21 protein-coding genes are annotated in these 18,282 nt (G+C 60.0%); 4 read left to right on the top strand and 17 right to left on the bottom strand.

Annotated features, from left to right (window positions below):
- Positions 1–14: 14 nt before the first annotated feature.
- The 14 genes from hisC to ACN9MW_RS00815 form a co-directional block, all read right to left on the bottom strand.
- On the bottom strand, positions 15–1,115 hold the full coding sequence (hisC, locus tag ACN9MW_RS00750) for a histidinol-phosphate transaminase (RefSeq protein ID WP_426166616.1): 1,101 nt from the start codon (positions 1,113–1,115) through the stop codon (positions 15–17).
- A gap of 6 nt (positions 1,116–1,121) precedes the next feature.
- On the bottom strand, positions 1,122–1,982 hold the full coding sequence (locus ACN9MW_RS00755; protein WP_426166617.1) for a DNA-methyltransferase: 861 nt from the start codon (positions 1,980–1,982) through the stop codon (positions 1,122–1,124).
- Positions 1,979–3,283, bottom strand: coding sequence for a histidinol dehydrogenase (gene hisD / locus ACN9MW_RS00760; RefSeq protein WP_426166618.1), 1,305 nt, complete (start codon positions 3,281–3,283; stop codon positions 1,979–1,981). Before hisD ends, ACN9MW_RS00755 begins: the two co-directional genes overlap by 4 nt.
- Positions 3,283–3,930, bottom strand: a complete 648-nt coding sequence (gene hisG / locus ACN9MW_RS00765) for an ATP phosphoribosyltransferase (RefSeq protein WP_426166620.1) — start codon at positions 3,928–3,930, stop codon at positions 3,283–3,285. Before hisG ends, hisD begins: the two co-directional genes overlap by 1 nt.
- Before the next feature lie 5 nt (positions 3,931–3,935).
- Positions 3,936–5,186 (bottom strand): UDP-N-acetylglucosamine 1-carboxyvinyltransferase, encoded by a 1,251-nt coding sequence (gene murA / locus ACN9MW_RS00770; RefSeq protein ID WP_426166622.1) that lies wholly within the window; start codon positions 5,184–5,186, stop codon positions 3,936–3,938.
- Positions 5,187–5,193: 7 nt separating this feature from the next.
- A complete protein-coding gene (locus ACN9MW_RS00775; RefSeq protein WP_055938984.1) occupies positions 5,194–5,430 on the bottom strand; it encodes a BolA family protein in 237 nt (78 codons plus the stop codon).
- A gap of 18 nt (positions 5,431–5,448) precedes the next feature.
- Positions 5,449–6,210: an ABC transporter permease gene (locus ACN9MW_RS00780; RefSeq protein WP_155455822.1), complete on the bottom strand. Its 762-nt coding sequence runs from the start codon at positions 6,208–6,210 to the stop codon at positions 5,449–5,451.
- Entirely contained in the window at positions 6,207–7,112 is a 906-nt protein-coding gene (locus ACN9MW_RS00785; protein ID WP_426166625.1) for an ABC transporter ATP-binding protein, read from the bottom strand. The genes ACN9MW_RS00780 and ACN9MW_RS00785 overlap by 4 nt, the downstream gene beginning before the upstream one ends.
- Before the next feature lie 206 nt (positions 7,113–7,318).
- A complete protein-coding gene (locus ACN9MW_RS00790; protein WP_426166627.1) occupies positions 7,319–7,615 on the bottom strand; it encodes an STAS domain-containing protein in 297 nt (98 codons plus the stop codon).
- Positions 7,615–8,259, bottom strand: a complete 645-nt coding sequence (locus ACN9MW_RS00795; RefSeq protein WP_426166629.1) for an MlaC/ttg2D family ABC transporter substrate-binding protein — start codon at positions 8,257–8,259, stop codon at positions 7,615–7,617. Before ACN9MW_RS00795 ends, ACN9MW_RS00790 begins: the two co-directional genes overlap by 1 nt.
- A gap of 32 nt (positions 8,260–8,291) precedes the next feature.
- Positions 8,292–9,068, bottom strand: coding sequence for an MlaA family lipoprotein (locus ACN9MW_RS00800; protein WP_426166631.1), 777 nt, complete (start codon positions 9,066–9,068; stop codon positions 8,292–8,294).
- Positions 9,065–9,535: an outer membrane lipid asymmetry maintenance protein MlaD gene (gene mlaD / locus ACN9MW_RS00805; protein ID WP_426166633.1), complete on the bottom strand. Its 471-nt coding sequence runs from the start codon at positions 9,533–9,535 to the stop codon at positions 9,065–9,067. The genes ACN9MW_RS00800 and mlaD overlap by 4 nt, the downstream gene beginning before the upstream one ends.
- An 88-nt stretch (positions 9,536–9,623) precedes the next feature.
- A complete protein-coding gene (gene mlaE, locus ACN9MW_RS00810; RefSeq protein ID WP_090435822.1) occupies positions 9,624–10,406 on the bottom strand; it encodes a lipid asymmetry maintenance ABC transporter permease subunit MlaE in 783 nt (260 codons plus the stop codon).
- On the bottom strand, positions 10,403–11,206 hold the full coding sequence (locus ACN9MW_RS00815) for an ABC transporter ATP-binding protein (RefSeq protein ID WP_426166635.1): 804 nt from the start codon (positions 11,204–11,206) through the stop codon (positions 10,403–10,405). The genes mlaE and ACN9MW_RS00815 overlap by 4 nt, the downstream gene beginning before the upstream one ends.
- 229 nt (positions 11,207–11,435) lie before the next feature.
- On the opposite strand from ACN9MW_RS00815, the gene ACN9MW_RS00820 reads away from it, so the two are divergent.
- The 3 genes from ACN9MW_RS00820 to ACN9MW_RS00830 all read left to right on the top strand — a co-directional run bounded on the left by ACN9MW_RS00820 (position 11,436) and on the right by ACN9MW_RS00830 (position 15,037).
- Positions 11,436–13,751 (top strand): TonB-dependent receptor, encoded by a 2,316-nt coding sequence (locus ACN9MW_RS00820; RefSeq protein WP_426166637.1) that lies wholly within the window; start codon positions 11,436–11,438, stop codon positions 13,749–13,751.
- Positions 13,752–13,766: 15 nt separating this feature from the next.
- On the top strand, positions 13,767–14,270 hold the full coding sequence (locus ACN9MW_RS00825; protein WP_426166639.1) for a hypothetical protein: 504 nt from the start codon (positions 13,767–13,769) through the stop codon (positions 14,268–14,270).
- Positions 14,271–14,410: 140 nt separating this feature from the next.
- A complete protein-coding gene (locus ACN9MW_RS00830) occupies positions 14,411–15,037 on the top strand; it encodes a class I SAM-dependent methyltransferase (protein ID WP_426166641.1) in 627 nt (208 codons plus the stop codon).
- Here the strand turns inward: ACN9MW_RS00830 and ACN9MW_RS00835 are convergent.
- Positions 15,025–15,324 (bottom strand): hypothetical protein, encoded by a 300-nt coding sequence (locus ACN9MW_RS00835; RefSeq protein ID WP_426166643.1) that lies wholly within the window; start codon positions 15,322–15,324, stop codon positions 15,025–15,027. The two genes, ACN9MW_RS00830 and ACN9MW_RS00835, sit on opposite strands and share 13 nt — an antisense overlap.
- Before the next feature lie 68 nt (positions 15,325–15,392).
- Entirely contained in the window at positions 15,393–16,820 is a 1,428-nt protein-coding gene (locus tag ACN9MW_RS00840) for a pectate lyase family protein (RefSeq protein ID WP_426166645.1), read from the bottom strand.
- Between the two features lie 159 nt (positions 16,821–16,979).
- Here ACN9MW_RS00840 and ACN9MW_RS00845 point away from each other — a divergent pair, with 159 nt between their 5' ends.
- Positions 16,980–18,053: a DUF3592 domain-containing protein gene (locus ACN9MW_RS00845; RefSeq protein ID WP_426166647.1), complete on the top strand. Its 1,074-nt coding sequence runs from the start codon at positions 16,980–16,982 to the stop codon at positions 18,051–18,053.
- Here ACN9MW_RS00845 and ACN9MW_RS00850 read toward each other — a convergent pair.
- Positions 18,050–18,262, bottom strand: a complete 213-nt coding sequence (locus tag ACN9MW_RS00850; protein WP_426166649.1) for a hypothetical protein — start codon at positions 18,260–18,262, stop codon at positions 18,050–18,052. The genes ACN9MW_RS00845 and ACN9MW_RS00850 overlap by 4 nt on opposite strands.
- Between the last annotated feature and the right edge of the window lie 20 nt (positions 18,263–18,282).

Here is an 18,282-nt window from a genome sequence, read left to right on the forward strand (position 1 = left end):
TCTTGGTTTTCGCTTCAGGATGCCAGGGCGGCTTTCAGGCCGTCCAGCATGATTGCGTTTTCCTCGGGCGTACTGACCGTGATGCGCAGGCAGTTGGCCAGTACATTATGCATTCTACCCACATTTTTGATCAAAACCTTGCGCTCGAGCAGTTTGGCATGCGCCTGGTCGGCATTCGGTACACGAATGAGGATAAAGTTTGCCGCCGAGGGGAAAACGTTGACACCCGGCAATTTCGCCAGTGCCGCCGACAGCTCGCCGCGCTGTTGGCGCAGCAGGGCCGCCTGCTCGTTCAGCACCTCGAGGTGGTCGAGGCAGAATTCGGCGGCGGCCTGGGTCAGGACGTTGACGTTGTAGGGTGGGCGGATCTTGTCGAATTGTTCCAGCAGGGCTGGCGCGCACGACATGTAGCCGAGACGGATGCCCGCCAGGCCAAGTTTCGACAGCGTGCGCATGACGATCAGGTTGGGGAATTCAGGCAGGCGGCCCATGAAGCTCTGTTGCGCAAAAGGCTCGTACGCTTCATCGACCACGCACAGGCCCTTGTCGCCCAGCGCCTTGATGACTTGCTCGATATCGCCGGCATCGAACAGATTGCCGGTCGGGTTGTTCGGATAGGCCAGGAAGACCAGGGCCGGCTGGTGCTGCGCGATCGCCGCCAGCATGGCCGGCAGGTCGAGCGTCAGGTCGGCCTTCAACGGCACGCCGACGAAGTCCATGCCGGCCACCATGGCCGAGCGCTGGAACATGACAAAGGAAGGCGCAGGCGCCATCATCACGGCGCGCCTGCCCTCGGCAGGCTGCAAGGCGCAGGCCTGGGCCATGATGGCGATCAGCTCGTCCGAGCCGTTGCCCAGCATGACGTCATAGCCCGCTGGCACGCCCAGCCTGGCGCGAATACGCTGCTTGATGGTTTCGTAGCTGGCGACCGGGTAGCGGTTCAGCGCGACGCTGGCGATGCGGTTGGCCAGCTCATGATGCAGGTGGCTCGGCAGCACATAAGGATTCTCCATCGCATCCAGCTTGATAAATCCGCTGGCATCCGGCACATGGTAGATGTGGTCGGAACGCACATCCTGGCGGATCGTATTGGCGATAAGGCTGTCGAGGGACATTCTGCATTACTCCTGTTCTAAAACCTCGCTAAGCGCCGGCGATTGCTTTGCCTTGCGCCCTCTGCGTGGCGGAGGTGTCTGACCCTGCGGGTCAGACATCGGTTTACCGGTTTCGGCAAGCGCTTCAAGGCGCTTCCGAGCTATGTCGCAATACTCGGGATTCAATTCAAAGCCAACGAAATCACGGCCGCAGCGACGCGCGGCAACAGCGGTGGTCCCGCTGCCCATGAACAAATCCATCACCACGCCATCCGGCGGGCAACTGGCCTTGACCATGCGTTCAATGATCTCCAAAGGCTTTTGCGTCGGGTGGTCGACCCTTTCCGCATGCTCCCGGTGCAAGCGCGATACGCTCCACAGGTCCTTGGGGTTGTAGCCCACTTCCAGCCATTTCGCACCGACGAAGATCGAACGCGAACGGGCTTTCTTGGTTTCGGCGTCGTACGGGATACGCACGGCGTCGAGGTCAAAGTAATAATCCTTGCGGCGCACGAAGAAACCAATGGTGTCGTGCACAGACGAAAAACTGCGGGTACTGCCGCCCATGGAAGGCACGCGGCGGTCCCAGATAATCTCATTCATCATCGTCATGCGCTTTTTCAGCATGACGAAAATCTCCGGCGAGTAGCGCCAGGTCAGGAAGATGTACAGGCTACCGTTCGGCTTCAGCTTGGGCAGGGCGGCGTCGATCCACGCTTCCGTCCAGGCCAGGTAATCTTCCATCGACTGCTGGTCGGAAGTGTTGCCGTAATCCTTGCCCAGGTTGTAGGGTGGATCGGTCAGGATCAGGTCAACGGAACCATCCGGCACGCGGGCCAATCCGGCCAGCGCGTCCTCACAGTAGACCTGGTTCTTCCAGTCGGTCATTTCAGGCGCAGCTCCGCGCTGCGGGCGTGGGCCTGCAAGCCTTCGCCGTAAGCCAGTTCCGCTGCGATCTTGCCCAGCGTTTGCGCGCCCGCTTCACTGACGTGTATCACCGACGAACGCTTCTGGAAGTCGTAGACGCCGAGCGGCGACGAGAAGCGCGCAGTGCGCGAGGTCGGCAGCACGTGGTTCGGGCCGCAGCAATAGTCGCCCAGCGATTCGGAGGAGAAGCGGCCCAGGAACATGGCGCCTGCGTGGCGGATCTGGTCGGCCCACTGCTGCGGGTTCTCGGCCGAGATCTCCAGGTGTTCGGCGGCAATGCTGTTGGCGATGGCGCAGGCTTCCGCCATGTCGCGCACTTTCACCAGCGCGCCGCGATCGCGCAGCGATGTTTCGATGACGGCCTTGCGCGGCATGGCAGGCAGCAGCTTGGCGATGCTTGCCTCGACCTTCGCGATGTACTCCGCGTCAGGGCACAGCAGGATCGCTTGCGCCAGTTCATCGTGTTCGGCCTGCGAGAACAGGTCCATCGCGACCCAGTCAGGATCGGTAGTGCCGTCGCAGATCACCAGGATCTCGGACGGGCCGGCGATCATGTCGATGCCGACAGTGCCGAACACGCGGCGCTTGGCTGATGCCACGTAGGCATTGCCCGGGCCGACGATCTTGTCGACAGGCTGGATGGTTTCCGTACCGTGCGCCAGCGCAGCCACGGCTTGTGCACCGCCGATGCCGATCACGCGGGTCACGCCGGCGATGGCGGCGGCAGCCAGCACCATCTGGTTCTTCACGCCGTCCGGGGTCGGCACGACCATGATGATTTCTTCGACGCCGGCCACTTTCGCGGGCACGGCGTTCATCAGCACAGACGATGGATAGGCAGCCTTGCCGCCCGGGACGTAGATGCCCACGCGGTCCAGCGGCGTGATGCGCTGGCCGAGGATGGTGCCGTCGGCTTCGGTGTAGGTGAAGCCTTGTAGCTCCTGCTTCTGGCGCTCGTGGAAGACGCGGATGCGGTCGGCGGCGGTTTGCAGGGCAGCGCGCTGCGCGCCAGGCAGTGCGGCCAACGCGGCATCCAACTCCGGCTGGGTGATGTCGAAGTCGGCCATCGACGCCGCGTTGGTGCGGTCGAAGCGGTTGGTGTATTCCAGCACCGCTTCATCGCCGCGCGCGCGCACGTCGGCGATGATCTTTGCTACCGCGCCTTCGATAGCGTCATCGGTTTCAGCTTCAAAAGCCAGCAACGCGTCGAGGGTTTCCTGGAAGTCGTCTTGGGTGGAGTCGAGTTTGCGGATCATGACCATTACGCCTTCGCCAGCGAGGCGCGTTCAAATGCTTCGATAATCGGTTGCAGGCGGGCACGCTTCATCTTCAGCGCAGCCTGGTTCACAACGAGGCGCGAAGAGATGTCCATGATCTCCTCCACTTCCACCAGGTTGTTGGCGCGCAGCGTGCTGCCGGTGGAAACCACGTCGACGATCGCGTCGGACAGGCCAACCAGCGGGGCCAGCTCCATCGAGCCATACAGCTTGATCAGGTCGACGTGCACGCCCTTCTTGCCGAAGTGTTCGCGCGCGATCGAGGTGAACTTGGTCGCCACGCGCAGGCGGGCGCCCTGGCGCACCGCGGTCTCGTAATCGAAACCGGCACGCGTCGCCACCGACATGCGGCACTTCGCGATGTGCAGGTCCACCGGCTGGTACAGGCCTTCGCCGCCATGTTCCAGCAAAACGTCCTTGCCCGCCACGCCGAAGTCCGCCGCGCCATGCTGCACATAGGTCGGCACATCGGATGCGCGCACGATCAGTACGCGAATGCCAGGGTCCGAAGTAGGCAGGATCAGCTTGCGGGAGGTTTCCGGATTTTCGAGGACCTTGATGCCTGCAGCTTCCAGCAGCGGCATCGTGTCTTCAAAGATCCGGCCTTTCGACAGGGCGAGAATAAGGTCCATGATGATTATTTGATGCGGGTGATATTGGCGCCTACGGCGGACAGCTTCACTTCCATGCGGTCATAGCCGCGGTCCAGGTGGTAGATGCGGTCCACGAGGGTTTCGCCTTTGGCGGCCAGGCCGGCAATCACCAGCGACGCCGAAGCGCGCAGGTCGGTCGCCATCACCGGCGCGCCGATCAGCTGCTCGACGCCGTCGATGTAGGCGGTGTTGCCGTCGACGGAGATCTTCGAGCCCAGGCGGTTCATTTCCTGCACGTGCATGAAGCGGTTCTCGAAAATCGTTTCGGTCACCTTGCTGCTGCCGCTGGCGATCAGGTTCACCGCCATGAACTGCGCCTGCATGTCGGTCGGGAAGCCCGGGTATTCGGTGGTGCGGAAGGAAACCGGCTTTGGACGCTGGTCCATTTTCGCGCGGATCCAGTTGTCGCCCACGGTCAGCTCGACGCCCATCTCGCGCAGCTTGTCCAGCGCCACGTCGAAGATGTCGGTGCGCGTATTGCGGATAGTGATGTCGCCCCCCGCAGCCGCCACCGCGCACAGGAAGGTCGCCGCTTCGATACGGTCGGAGATCACGTCATGCTTGGCGCCGTGCAGTTCCTGCACGCCCTGGATCACCAGGCGGTCGGTGCCGATGCCATCGATCTTGGCTCCCATGGCCACCAGCAGGTGGGCCAGATCGGTCACCTCAGGCTCGCGCGCGGCGTTCTCCAGCACGGTCTCGCCTTCGGCCAGGGTGGCCGCCATCAGCAGGTTCTCGGTACCGGTCACGGTGATCATATCGGTCACGATGCGCGCGCCTTTCAGCTTCTTGCACTTGGCGTAGATATAGCCGCCGTCGATCGTGATCTCGGCGCCCATTGCCTGCAAGCCCTTGATGTGCTGGTCGACAGGGCGCGAACCGATCGCGCAGCCGCCCGGCAGCGACACCTTGGCTTCGCCGAAGCGGGCCAGCAGCGGCCCCAGGACCAGGATCGATGCGCGCATGGTCTTCACCAGCTCATACGGCGCTTCGTACTTGTCGATCTTCGAACCGTTCAGCGTGACCTTCTCGCCGTCCTGCTCAACCGACAGGCCGGTCTGGCGCAGCAGCTTGAGCATGGTCGCCACGTCGTGCAGCAGCGGCACATTGGTCAGTTCCAGGTCGCCCGCGGTCAGCAGGCCCGCGCACAGGATAGGCAGGGCAGCGTTCTTGGCGCCGGAAATCTTGATGTCGCCGACCAGGCGCTTGCCGCCGGTGATGAGCAGTTTGTCCATATTGTTCTTATCCTTGGAATTCTTCTGGGGTCAGGGTTTTCATCGACAGTGCGTGGATCTCTTCGCGCATGCGGTCGCCCAGCGCGGCATACACCAGCTGGTGGCGCTGGATCAGGCGCTTGCCGGCGAAGGCAGGCGACACGATCACGGCCTGGAAGTGCTGGCCATCGCCTTCCACTTGCAGGTGGGTGCATTCGAGGCCGGCAGCGATGTAGCTGTGGATTGCTTCTGGAGTTGTGGTCACTTTGAATTCCTCAATAAATCAGTGGCGCAAGCGGTAGCCGCTGCGCAGGAGTTTGATAGCGAGCAGCGCCAGCACCACCAGGAAGGCGGAGACGATGGCGACGCTGATCCATGGGTTCACGTCGGACTGCCCGAAGAAGCCGTAGCGGAAGCCGTCGATCATGTAGAAGAACGGGTTCGCGTGCGAGACGGCCAGCCAGAATGGCGGCAGCGAATGGATCGAATAGAACACGCCGGCCAGGAAGGTCAGCGGCACGATCAGGAAATTCTGGAAAGCAGCAAGCTGGTCGAACTTCTCGGCCCAGATGCCGGCGATCAGGCCCATGGTGCCGAGGATGGCAGCACCGAGCAGGGCAAACACCAGGATCCACAGCGGCGCGGTGAAGCTCAGGTGCGCGAACCAGGCGGTAATCGCGAACACGCCAAAGCCCACGGTAATGCCGCGCACCATCGAGGCCAGCACGTAGGCGGAAAAGATCTCCCAGTGCGACAAAGGCGTGAGCAGCACGAACACCAGGTTGCCGGTGATCTTGGACTGGATCAGCGAGGACGAGGAGTTGGCGAATGAATTCTGCAGGACGCTCATCATCACCAGGCCCGGGATCAGGAAGGCGGTATAGGTCACGCCCGGATACACCTCGACGCGGCCCGACAGCACGTGCCCGAAGATCAGCAGGTACAGCATGGCGGTCAGGATCGGCGCGGCGATCGTCTGCGTCGCTACCTTGTAAAAGCGCAGCGTCTCTTTGTAGACCAGGGTGCGGAAACCGGTGGTGATCATACGATGTTCTCGTCCATGATTTGCAGGAAGATGTCTTCCAGGTCGGCCTGCTGCAGCTGCATCTCGTCGATGCTGATGCCGCCCTGGCGCAAGCGGGCCAGGATGCCTTCGACCTCCGCGTAATCGTTGATGCGCAGGCTGTATTTGTTGTCTTCCGGCGGATGGTTCAGCAGCGGCTGCAGGTCTTCCGGCAGGGAGTTGTGCGGCAGGTGCAGCACCAGCTGCGAACCGGAGATGCGGCGAATCAATTGCGACATGGTGTCCAGCGCCACCACCTTGCCCAGCTTGAGCATGGCGACGCGCTTGCACATGGCTTGCGCTTCTTCCAGGTAGTGCGTGGTCAGCACGATCGTGTGGCCTTCGCGATTCAGGCGCGTGATGAACTGCCACAGGGTCTGGCGCAATTCCACGTCGACGCCGGCGGTCGGTTCGTCCAGCACGATGACGGGCGGCTTGTGCACCAGGGCCTGGGCCACCAGCACGCGGCGCTTCATGCCGCCGGACAGCGCGCGCATATTGGTGTCGGCCTTGTTGGCCAGGCCCAGCTCCTCCATCACCTCGTCGATCCACTTGTCGTTGTTGCCCAGGCCGAAGTAGCCGGACTGCAGGCGCAGCGTTTCGCGCACCGTGAAGAAGGGATCGAATACCAGTTCCTGCGGCACCACGCCCAGTTTGCGCCGCGCTGCGCGGAAATCGGACACCACGTCATGGCCGTGGATCTTGACGCTGCCGGCATCGGCGCGGATCAGGCCGGCGATGATGGAGATCAGGGTCGTCTTGCCGGCCCCGTTCGGCCCAAGCAAGCCAAAGAACTCGCCTTCCTCGATTTTCAGGGACACGCCGCCAAGCGCCTGCAGCGCCTTGTAGCGCTTCTGGACGTTGCTGATTTCGATTGCTGTCATGCTTACTTGTATAGATAACTGGGACAACGATGACCGTTGTAAAGGCGCGCGCTCATCAGGCGCGGTAGACGGTCAATTATATTGGAATTTTGGTTCGGGCTCGTTGAACCCGTATTTAGTTACCAGGATTTCCGGTGTCAGGTGCTGACAGGCGAAGCCTGTTGGCCCCTGATACCGCTGTTACTACGCAGGGGGTGAGGCGGGGGTCAATGATGATGCAGGTCGGCGGGCGACACGAGCGTGCACACGCCGTAGAGCTTGGTCAAGCTCTGGAGCTGTTCTGGCAGGTTGCGCAGTTCCAGCTTGATGCCGCTTTGGGCGGCAGCGCGCTGCCATGCCAGCATGACTGACACGGCAGCGGAGTCCACGGCTTCCACCTGGCTCAGGTCGAACACGGTCTGGCCGGCGCGCAGCGCAGCCAAACCATGTGCCAGCGCCTCCGTGGCGTTGGCCACGGTCAGCGACTTCAGCGACAGCTGATTGGAAACAGTGGTATCAGGCATTATTTACCTGCGGTCTTCAGCGGCTTGGAAGCCAGCTTCTTGTTCTTTTCGGACAGGGTCTTGATCAGGCCGTCGATGCCGCCCTTCGAGATTTCCGAAGCGAAAGTGCCTTTGTAGGCTTCCACCAGCCAGGCGCCCAGCACGTTGATGTCATAAATCTTCCAGCCGGCGTCGGTCTTGGCAACGCGGTAGTTCAGCTGGATCGGCTCGCCACGCGCCTGGTTCACCTGGGAACGCACTTCCACTTCAGTGTCGCCTGGGGACGAACGCATAGGCTTGAAATCGACGGTCTGGTCTTTCACCTGGGACAGCGCGCCCGAGTAGGTGAAGATCAGCAGGGTACGGAATTCGGCAGCCAGTTGCTTTTGCTGTTCAGGGGTAGCTTCACGCCAGTAGCGGCCGGCCGCGAGCGAGGTCATGCGCTGGAAGTCGACGTAAGGCAAGATCTTGGTTTCCACCAGGTCCATGACTTTCTTCTGGTTGCCGGCCTGGATGTCCTTGTCGGACTTGGCGGTTTCCAGCACTTCGGAGCTGATGCGCTTGACCAGCGCGTCCGGCGCTTCATTGGCAGGAGCAGGAGCGGCAAATGCGCTGGTAGCGAAAGCTACAGTTGCGACCGCGATCAGTTGTTTGATCAATTTCATTGTTCTTTACCTATGTAGGGTTGTGTTCCGGATCACAGGCTGGGTTTGGTTTCAGCCGGTTCCGGCATTATAGCCTGAGGCTGCTTTGGCGCCTCGTCCTCCACTTCAGGCTGCTTCTGCTTGTCCTTCGGACCGTCTTCGCCATCGTAAACCTGGCTGTTACGGCGCTGCATCCAACCGTCACGGATGAACTCGTAACGGTCGAGGGCGGCATCTTCCAGCAGTGTGGAGGCGTCCAGCAGAGCTGCACGCTGATCCACAACACGGGTAACGGTGCCGATGTTGCGCACGTTGACAGGATCTTTGTATTGCCATGGATCGGCGCTGATATCCACCGGCAGGGCGGCAGTATCGCGCACGGTGGATGGGCCCAGCAGCGGCAGCATCAGGTAGGGGCCGGACGGCACGCCCCAGGAGCCCAGGGTCTGGCCGAAATCTTCTTTATGTTTTTGCAAACCTGCTTCGGAAGCAATATCGAGCACGCCCAGCAGGCCGAAGGTCGAGTTGAAGGCCACGCGCATCAAGTCCGACATGCCATCGCCAACCTTGCCTTGCAGCAGGTTGTTGGCGGCGGTCCAGACGTCAGCCAGGTTGCCGAAGAAGTTGCTCACGCCGGTCTGGAAAAAGCCGGGGGTGACGTTCTTGTAGACGGTGGCGGTCGGCTTCAGCGCGTACTCGTCCACCTTGTCGTTGAAGTTGAACACGGCACGGTTATAGCCTTCGAACGGATCGCGCGGGTTTGGACCGGCGCAGCCGCTCAGCGTGCCAACGACGGCCAGGCTCAGGGCAAGTGTACGGAATTTGCTCATTGGGAGTCCTTTCCTTCGGCTGCCTTGCTATAGATGAACTGGTTGATCAGGTCTTCCAGCACGGTTGCGGACTGGGTGCGGGCGATACGGTCGCCAGCCACCAGGTTCTTCTCGTCGCCGCCGGCTTCGATGCCGATATACTGCTCGCCCAGCAGGCCGGCCGTCAGGATCTTGGCCGAGCTGTCTTTAGGGAACTTGAAGCCCTCTTCCATATCCAGCGTCACCACGGCTTTATACACCTTGTCGTCAAAACCGATCGACGCGACACGGCCAACCACCACGCCGGACGCCTTGACGGCAGCCTGCGGGCGCAGCGAGCCGATGTTGTCGAAACGAGCGGTCACCTGGTAGGTCTTGCCCATGGTCATCGAGCCGAGGTTGCCGGCCTTGAGTGCCAGGAACATGAGGGCGGCAGCGCCCATCACAATGAACAGACCAACCCAAACGTCGAGAGATTTACGTTGCATATCGAATCCTATAATCAGCGGTGTCAGGGCCAAACATACAACACGCTGCGCGTGTCGCATGTCAGGAGCTGACCCCGGTTGTTACTTGCTATTTGCTAAACATCAGCGCCGTCAGCATGAAGTCGAGCCACCAGATCATCAGCGAAGAGATGACCACGGTGCGCGTCGTCGCACCGGAAACGTCTTCCGGGGTAGGCTGGGCTTCATAGCCCTGGTACAGCGCGATATAGGTGATGGCTACACCGAACACCACACTTTTCACGAATCCATTGAATACGTCTTTCCACACGTCCACGCCACCCTGCATCTGCGACCAGAACGCCCCTTCGTCGACACCGATCAGCCCAACGCCGATCAGGTAGCCGCCCAGGATACCGACCGCGCTGAACATGCCGGTCAGCAGCGGAACCGAGATCACGCCAGCCCAGAAACGCGGCGCCAGCACGCGCTGGATCGGGTTCACAGCCATCATCTCCATGGCGGACAGCTGTTCGCCCGCCTTCATCAGGCCGATCTCCGCGGTCAGCGACGTACCGGCGCGGCCGGCGAACAGCAGGGCCGTGATGACCGGTCCCAGTTCGCGGGTCAGGCCCAGCGCGACCAGCAAGCCCAGCGATTCGGAAGCGCCGTATTTGTTGAGGGTGTAATAGCCCTGCAGGCCCAGCACCATGCCGACGAACAGGCCGGACAGGATAATGATCAGCAGCGAATAGTTACCGATCACATGAAGCTGCTCGACCAGCAGGCGCGGACGGCGCAGCAGGCCAGGCGACAGCCCCAGCATCGTGAAGAAGGTACGTGCGGAAAGGCCGATGCTTTCCACATAGTCGCGTGCGCCACCACCCACGCTCAGCAGGAAACGGCGCATCATTTGCGTGCTCCCAGGCCCAGGTCTTCGGCCAGCGATTTGCCCGGATAGTGGAATGGCACCGGGCCATCCGCTTCCGCGTGCACGAATTGCTTCACGTAAGGATCAGTCGAAACCATCATGTCTGCCGGAGTGCCGTGGGCAACGATCTTGCCCTGCGACAGGAAATACACATAGTCGGCAATCTGGAACGACTCTTTGACGTCGTGCGAGACCAGGATCGTGGTCGAACCGAGCGCATCGTTCAAGTTGCGGATCAGGTTGGCGGTCACGCCCATCGAGATCGGGTCGAGGCCGGCGAACGGCTCGTCGTACATGATCAATTGAGGGTCGAGCGCGATCGAGCGCGCCAGCGCCACACGGCGCGCCATGCCGCCGGAAATTTCGCCGGGCTTCAGCTTGGCAGCGTTGCGCAGGCCGACCGAATGCAGCTTCATCAGCACCAGGTCGCGGATCAGTTCTTCCGGCAGGTCGGTATGTTCGCGCAGCGGGAAAGCCACGTTTTCATACACGGTCAGGTCGGTGAACAGCGCGCCATGCTGGAACAGCATGCCCATTTTGCGGCGCAGCACGTAGAGTTCCTTGGTCTTCAGCTGGTGAACGACCTGACCCTCCACGCTGACGGTACCTTTTTGCGGGCGGATCTGGCCGCCGACCAAGCGCAGGACAGTGGTTTTGCCGCTGCCGGAGCCACCCATGACAGCTACCACCTTCCCGCGAGGAAAGTCCATATGGAGGCCGGACAGGATGGCCCGTTTTCCATAGCTGAAGTGTAAGTCCCGGATTTCGACTAAATTTGACACGGATGTCGCTCTTTGTTCTTGAGGCCACATTGTAATTCAGAAACGCTTATCTCTGCTTGGCGCGCCGTAGCGGCCCAGGTGGCACAGCTAAAGAGGCAAATTTTACAACACTAATAACCGCAAAGTCAGCAATTTACAAATTGAAACGCTTGTTGATTGGTGTTCAGTGCTGCAAGGCAGCAAATTCCTGCTATTTTAATAACTTTGGCTCATTCATAGGAAAAAAGGCATGAAAATTCGTCGGACGGTCGTTGCGTGCTCCCTGGCGGCTATCTCGGCCCAGGCCTTGGCGGATAGCGACAAGATCGAAGTGGTCACCGTGACTGCGCAAAAGCGCAAGGAAGACCCGAACAAGGTGGCGATGAGTATTTCCGCCATCAGCGGCTCGTCCCTGCTGTCGCAGCAGGTGGACGATTTCACCGACCTGACGCGGGCCGTGCCGAATATTTCCTTCACCGCCGCCACCGGCAATGGCGGCGCCGGTCCGGGAACTTCCAATATCGAAATTCGCGGCATCAGTTCCGCAGCCGGCCAGGCCACCGTCGGCATCTACCTCGGCGACGTGTCGCTCACCGTCGGCAACCTGTACACCATGGGGACGGTGGAGCCGAAGTTCTTCGACATTGACCGCGTCGAAGTGCTGCGCGGTCCGCAAGCCACGCTGTACGGCGCCAGTTCGATGGGCGGCACCATCAAGTTCGTGCCGAACGAACCGGACCTGAAGGAGCGCGAAGTCACGGCCTACGCCGAAGCCTCGTCCACCAAAGGCGGCAGCCCGGGCTATTCCACCAATGTGGTCGGCAACTTCCCGCTCATCGACAACGAACTGGCGCTGCGCATCGGCGCACAAGCCCAGCGCTCCGGTGGTTTCATCGACCAGGTCGACGGCGATGGCAAAGTACTGGCCAGCGATATCAACAAGATCAACGACCAGGAGCTGCGCGTTGCGCTGAAATGGGCGCCGACGCGCGACCTGACCATCACGCCTTCTATTTACTACCAGCGCGTGGACGCCAAGGATATCGCGGCCTTCAACCTGGATCGCCCGCCCTACCAGGCGCAAAAGCAGGTACGCGAGCCATCCATCGACAAGCTGCTGACGCCTAACCTGGCCGTCAACTGGGACTTGGGCGGAGCCGACCTGACCTCGAGCACCAGCTACTTCCAACGCAAATTCGACCGCACCCAGAACGGTTCGGCCTACAACAGTTACTCGCTGTCGACCTTCCTGACCTCGACCGACGATGGCGGCAAGGCCCCGCCCGAACTGATCGAAGCGATTGCAGGCCTGCCGTCGGCTGTGTACCTGAATAACGCAGTGCGCCAGATCTCGCAGGAGTTCCGCCTGGCGTCCAAGCCTTATGCGGCAGGCGGCTCGCCGGTAACCTGGCTGGCTGGCTATTACTTCTCCAACCAGCATACCAACCTGAATGAGAACGACCCGATCTTCGGCGTCAACGACACCTTCACCAGGTTCGGCTTCTCCAGCGCCGATCCGGACTTGCTGCCGGACTCATATCCCGGCGCCTTCCCGAACGATAACTCATTTGCCGGCGAATTCCACTACCGCGAAAAACAGCACTCAATCTTCGGCGAAGTAAATTACTACTTCTCGCCGGCGCTGCATGCCACCATTGGCGCGCGCTACCTGAAGGGCAAGTCCGCGCTTGCCCAGCGCAACAGCCTCTACCTGGCCGGAGCAGGCAACAACAGCACCACCAATCTGTCGTCGCATGCCTTCACTCCGAAATACGCGGTGACCTGGGAAGCTTCGCCTGACCACACCATCTACGGCTCTGTCGCCAAAGGCTTCCGCCTCGGCGGCTCCAATGTATTCGTGCCGCCAACCACCTGCGGTCCGGACCTGGAAGAAAACGGCCTGACTGCAGGCCCGCCAACCTATGCCTCGGACAGCCTGTGGAGCTATGAGGTCGGCAGCAAATCGCGCTTCATGCAAGGCCGCGTCGCCGTCAACGCCGACGTGTTCTACGTGAAGTGGAAGAACATCCAGCAAGGCGTGTACTTGCCGACCTGCGCCTACTCGTACAATGCCAATGCCGGCAACGCCACCAGCAAGGGCTTCGAATTCGACGTCAAGGCCAAGCCGATGGCCGGGCTGACCCTGAGTGCAGCCGGCGGCTACGTAAAGGCTGAACTGTCGAACGACGACGGCATCGCCAACGGCGTAGTCGGCGCAGTCAAAGGCGCGCAAGTGCAGGGCGTGCCGAAGTACAACGGCACCCTCACCGCGCAGTACAACTTCTCGACCGCCGGCGGCCGTAGCGCATTTGTGATGGGCGGAGTGCAGTGGGTCGGTCCTAGCAAAGGCTCGCTCAACCCCGAGCAGACCGACTACGAGCGTCCTTCTTACCACACGGCTAACTTCAGCGCCGGCATTTCGATTGACCGCTATCAATTGACCGCATTCGTGAAGAACGCCTTTGACGAAGACAAGGCAATCCAGCACCCGCAAGTCGCCTCGATCGTTCAGGGTTACCGCTTGGCGCCGCGCAGCATCGGCATGAGCATCGCTGCGAAGTTCTAAAGGAGAGATGGCGCTATGTACAAACGGATCTTGCTGTTATTTTTTCTAGCGGCCCATGCAGCACTTGCATCTGCTGCTAGCGACCGTGAACTGGAAGAGGGCCTGGCGAACGCGCTTCGCCTTAAACCCGGCACAACCGAACGTACCCGAGACTCTGGCAAAGCCATTCAAGCGTATATGCGTGAAGGAGTCGTGAACAAGCGGCCAAACGATCGCTGGGACTATACAGATTACTATCAGGTGAAGAAACCGGCTTCTTTCATGGGACATGACCTCGTCGTCATCGAAGAGGAGTACATGTCGAAGTTTATTGGTTGCTGTGTCAATCCGGGAGCTGGCGTCACGGTCAGGCTCAATGGGAGCCCACACAACCTGGAAAAATTTGCCGAAGCTAACATGTGCTCATTCGATGACAACGTAAGCGTCAAGGAAGGGTTGCGCGGCGTGCGAAACAAGACGGCGCTGCGCAAAGGGCGATACGCAACGTTGAGCTGTCGCGATAACGACACCCGTCGCTAACCTGATAGGGAACCAAAGGTCCCGACGGCCTTCGGAGTCTACATGGGCCTATGCGGTTTGGTCGGCTGGCACTTTCATCCAACCGCGGTGGTGGCACTGCTCTCCTAAAGCTAACCCATGTTTGAATAGACGTGAACCCAATGCGCGCTATCACGATTCCAGGAACCGAAGGCTATGCTGAAGATGCCGCGTGGCTGATCCCGCGCTATGAAAGCGTTTCCTTCGTCGATAAATATCGGGCTGTCTCTCATCTAATTCCTGCGGCACCAAGCACAATCCTGGATATCGGTGCCGGAACGGGTGTGGATTCTTCCTGGCTTGCCGAGCTTGGCCACGATGTCGTGGCCATAGAGCCTGTCACCGCATTCCGGGATGCTGGCATCAAGCTTCATCCCTCGCGCCGGATCGAATGGATTGATGACAGCCTTCCAGGATTGGTAAAGATCGCGCAACGCGAAAAGGAATTCGATGCTGTGTTGATTAGCGCGGTTTGGGGCCACCTTGCGCCAGATGAAAGAAGGCTGGCAATGTCCAACATTGTGCCCTTACTCAAATCTGCCGCGGTCCTCGTCATGTCGATCAGGCACGGCCTGGCTCCTGCTAATCGGCGAGTTTTCGAGATCTCTGCCGATGACACTATCGAATTGGCAAAGTCGTTCGGCCTTGAGATGACGCTGATTGCCCGCACGCCGTCAATACAGCCACTTAATTGCCAAGCGGGCGTCACCTGGTCCTGGTTAGCCTTCAAACGAAGTTATGCGCCATAGACCTTAGCCAGGATTGCGACCACCCCCAGCACGACGGTAAATAGCATGCCTGTGAGGATGCGAATTTCGACGCGGACACCGCGAATCTCCGCCCGAACGTCGCGGAAATTCTCCCTGGCCTCCGCCCGAAAGTCGCGAAAGTTCTCTCGTGTATCGTCCCTGAACTGGCTTAACAATTCTGACTGGTTTTCAGTGAAAACTTCGAGCCGCACCACTCGGTTTTCAACGTCACCATTCGGCTTACGCGTGGGGTCGCCATTCATCAGCCGCCTCGCTTTGGTATGCATGCACCGAGTTTACGCTCATGAGGAAGATCGTCAAGCGCACTGGGCTGTGCACTTGACGGGTGTGAAGATCAGTTCACCGTGATCTTGCCGGTGCCTGCGTTACTCAAGACCGATGCCTTAACAGCCGACGCGGCCAATGGTGAAACCGAATACGGCACACTCCAGCCGACCTGGTTGCTGAAGCTGCACTTGGTCGACAGGTTGAGCGCTGCGCCGTTCAACAGCGAACCGGCATCCGTGATCGCGCCGGTCTTGCTGGACGAGCCAGGGTTGGTCACGACCTGCGGGCAGCTCGAGGCGCCAGCGATATCAAATGCGTTGTTTTGCGAGATGATCTTGGCCTTGTAGGCGACGCCAATGCTGTAATGGTTCGGGTAGACAGCGTGCGAACGCGAGCCCTCGAAGTAGTTGTTATACAGGTGCACCTTGCCGAACCGTACGCGCGGGCCGCGTTCCGCCACATTCAGGAAGTGGTTGTTGTGGAAGGTTACGGTCAGGTGGCCGTCGTCAGTGGTCTTGCTGTCAGAAGAACCGATCAGGTTGTTCTTCTGGTGCAGTTCGAAGCGGTTGTTCGACACGGTCACGTAGTCTGAGCCGTTCTTCACATCCAGCGCGCCGTCGTGGCATTGCTTGACCTTGCCATTTTCGACTGGCAGCTTGTCGTCAGTGATCGAGCCGTCAGTGAAGACGTTGTGGTCGACCCAGACATTGCGGGAGTTCGAGATGGTGATGCCATCGTATTCCGAGTTCCAGTTGCCGCTGCTGCCATCGTTCGGATCCCAGACCGGGTAGAGCGAGCATGGGTTCTGGATCGTGAGATTGCGCACGATGACGTTCTGCACGCCGTTCAGCACGATGTTGCCGTTCACCAGGCGGGCGTCGTTGCCGACACCGATCAGGGTGGTGTTGCTGCCTGGTTTGATCTGCAGGCGCAGTCCCTCGTCGGTGGCGCTGGTGAATGGACCACCATTGTCGGCCGCGGCCATGTTAATGGTGCCCTGCAGTTTGATGATCTTCGGATTGTTGCCCTGCGCTTTCAGGGCAGCGACCAGTTGCGACCCAGTGTTGACCAGGTAGATGGCCGATGCCGGTGCTGCTGCGCCGCCGGTGGTGCCGCCACCTTGACCTGCCCAACCAGTGGAAGGTGCGGCTTCCTTGGTGGCGTTAGCTGCCGGCGCTGGTGCAGGGGTAGGGTCCGGGGTTGGCGTCGGGGTCGGCGTTGGCGTGGTGCTGGACAGGGGACCCACGGCGCACTTCTTGGTCACGCCTGGAGAAGGATCGCTGCCAAACGTGCTGGTAGCGCACAGGATGTCGCCAGCGAGCGTCTTGACGACCCATTTGTCCTTGATGCCATAGGAAACCTGTCGACTGCTGGTGCCGACCTTGCAGGTACCGCCCTGGTCAGCGCATTTGGAATAGCCACTGGGCCAATCGGCCGCGAATGAGCCGGCGGAATAGATCAACATCAGGGCGCCGCAAATGAAGCTTTTCTTCATAGCCTAGATATCTCCGAAAAATTGTTGAGGGAATTGACATGTAGGACAACCTTGTTCAAATAATCCATGTCATCAGACATCCTATAACATTACCGGCAGTTACGCAGAAATATTTCTATTGGACAACTACGAAAGTGTGGCTCCAGCTATACTTTGGAAATGGACAGGCTGCCTCTGACTCTCGTCGCGTTGGCTTTCGCGATCCTTTTTCCGCTCCTCGGCTTTGTTGCCGGCGTGAAGCCGCTCTATGAACACGGAGAGAATTGGTGGCGTTCCCGCACTTCCGTGGCAGTACCGGCCCGGGTCGAATCATTGGAACGGGTCGAGCATCTCAGCAGGAAAAGAATCGCGACGTATCGGGCCAAGGCCTCCTTTCGCTACACTTTCGAAGGCCGCCAATTCGTTGGCGGACAGGCCAGCTTCTATGACACTCCGGAACTTCACGGCGGCTTCCAGGACAAGTTGTACGATGAGTTAAAGAATTCTCAGCAGCGACAATCCCTGGTCGACATCTGGGTAGATCCCAGCCACCCCGAGCGCGCCGTTTTCAACCGTACGCTGGATTGGGAAACAACTGTCTGGAGCCTGCCATTTGCGCTGCTGTTCAACGGCTTCGGGCTGGCAGCCTGGGGCTACATATTTAATCTGTGGCGTCCCGGGCGCAACAAGACGATGGCTGACCGGCTCCGGGAAGGGCGGCCAATCCTGCTCGAAGGGACAGACGGCACAGCGCTGCTTTTTGTCTTTGCGCTGGCCTGGAACTCCTTTAGCTGGCCTTTCGCCACAATCGCGCTGGAACACATTCGCGCAAACGGCCTTTCGCTGGCGGCGATAGCGTTTCTGTTCCCAATCGCTGGCCTGGGTCTCATTCTGCTCACCTGGCTGCAGTTTCGGAATCGATGGTTTGCTGGACGGCCCGTTCTCGAAATTACCGGCCTTTCGCCGCTGCGTGGGTCCATCCATTTCAGCCCGGCGATCGGGCAGCGGTCGCCGCCACTTGAGCTGATGCATCATGTCAGCATCAGCCTTCGATTAGTGAAGAGCGTCAGAAGCAGCCAGAATAAGCCGATCAAGATTTGGGAACATTGCTTGCAGGACGGGCCTGTAGCCCGCGGCACCAAAGTCCTGGATTTCGTGGCCGGTCCACCACGCGAGCGCATGGGGGAACAGCTTGAACTCGTGCTTGAGCTGGCGGGCGCGAACTATTCGTTCCATTTGCCACGCAGCCGCTAGCTCCCGCCAAACACCTTCACAACCAATGCCGCAGTGCCAAGTCCCACGGTGACAATCATGCCAATCGTCGCAATTTGAAGACTAATTACCATCCGGAAATCAGCGCGGAGTTCACGAACATCTGTCAGGAGGTGCTCCGCTGTCGCTTCAAGGCGGGCCAGTCGGCTTTCAGTATCGCCCTTCTGCTTGCGGGAGGGTTCGTTCTGCATGGCAGCCTCGCTTTGAATGC

The sequence above is a fragment of the Pseudoduganella sp. R-34 genome (assembly GCF_049904655.1).
Taxonomy (GTDB): domain Bacteria; phylum Pseudomonadota; class Gammaproteobacteria; order Burkholderiales; family Burkholderiaceae_D; genus Rugamonas.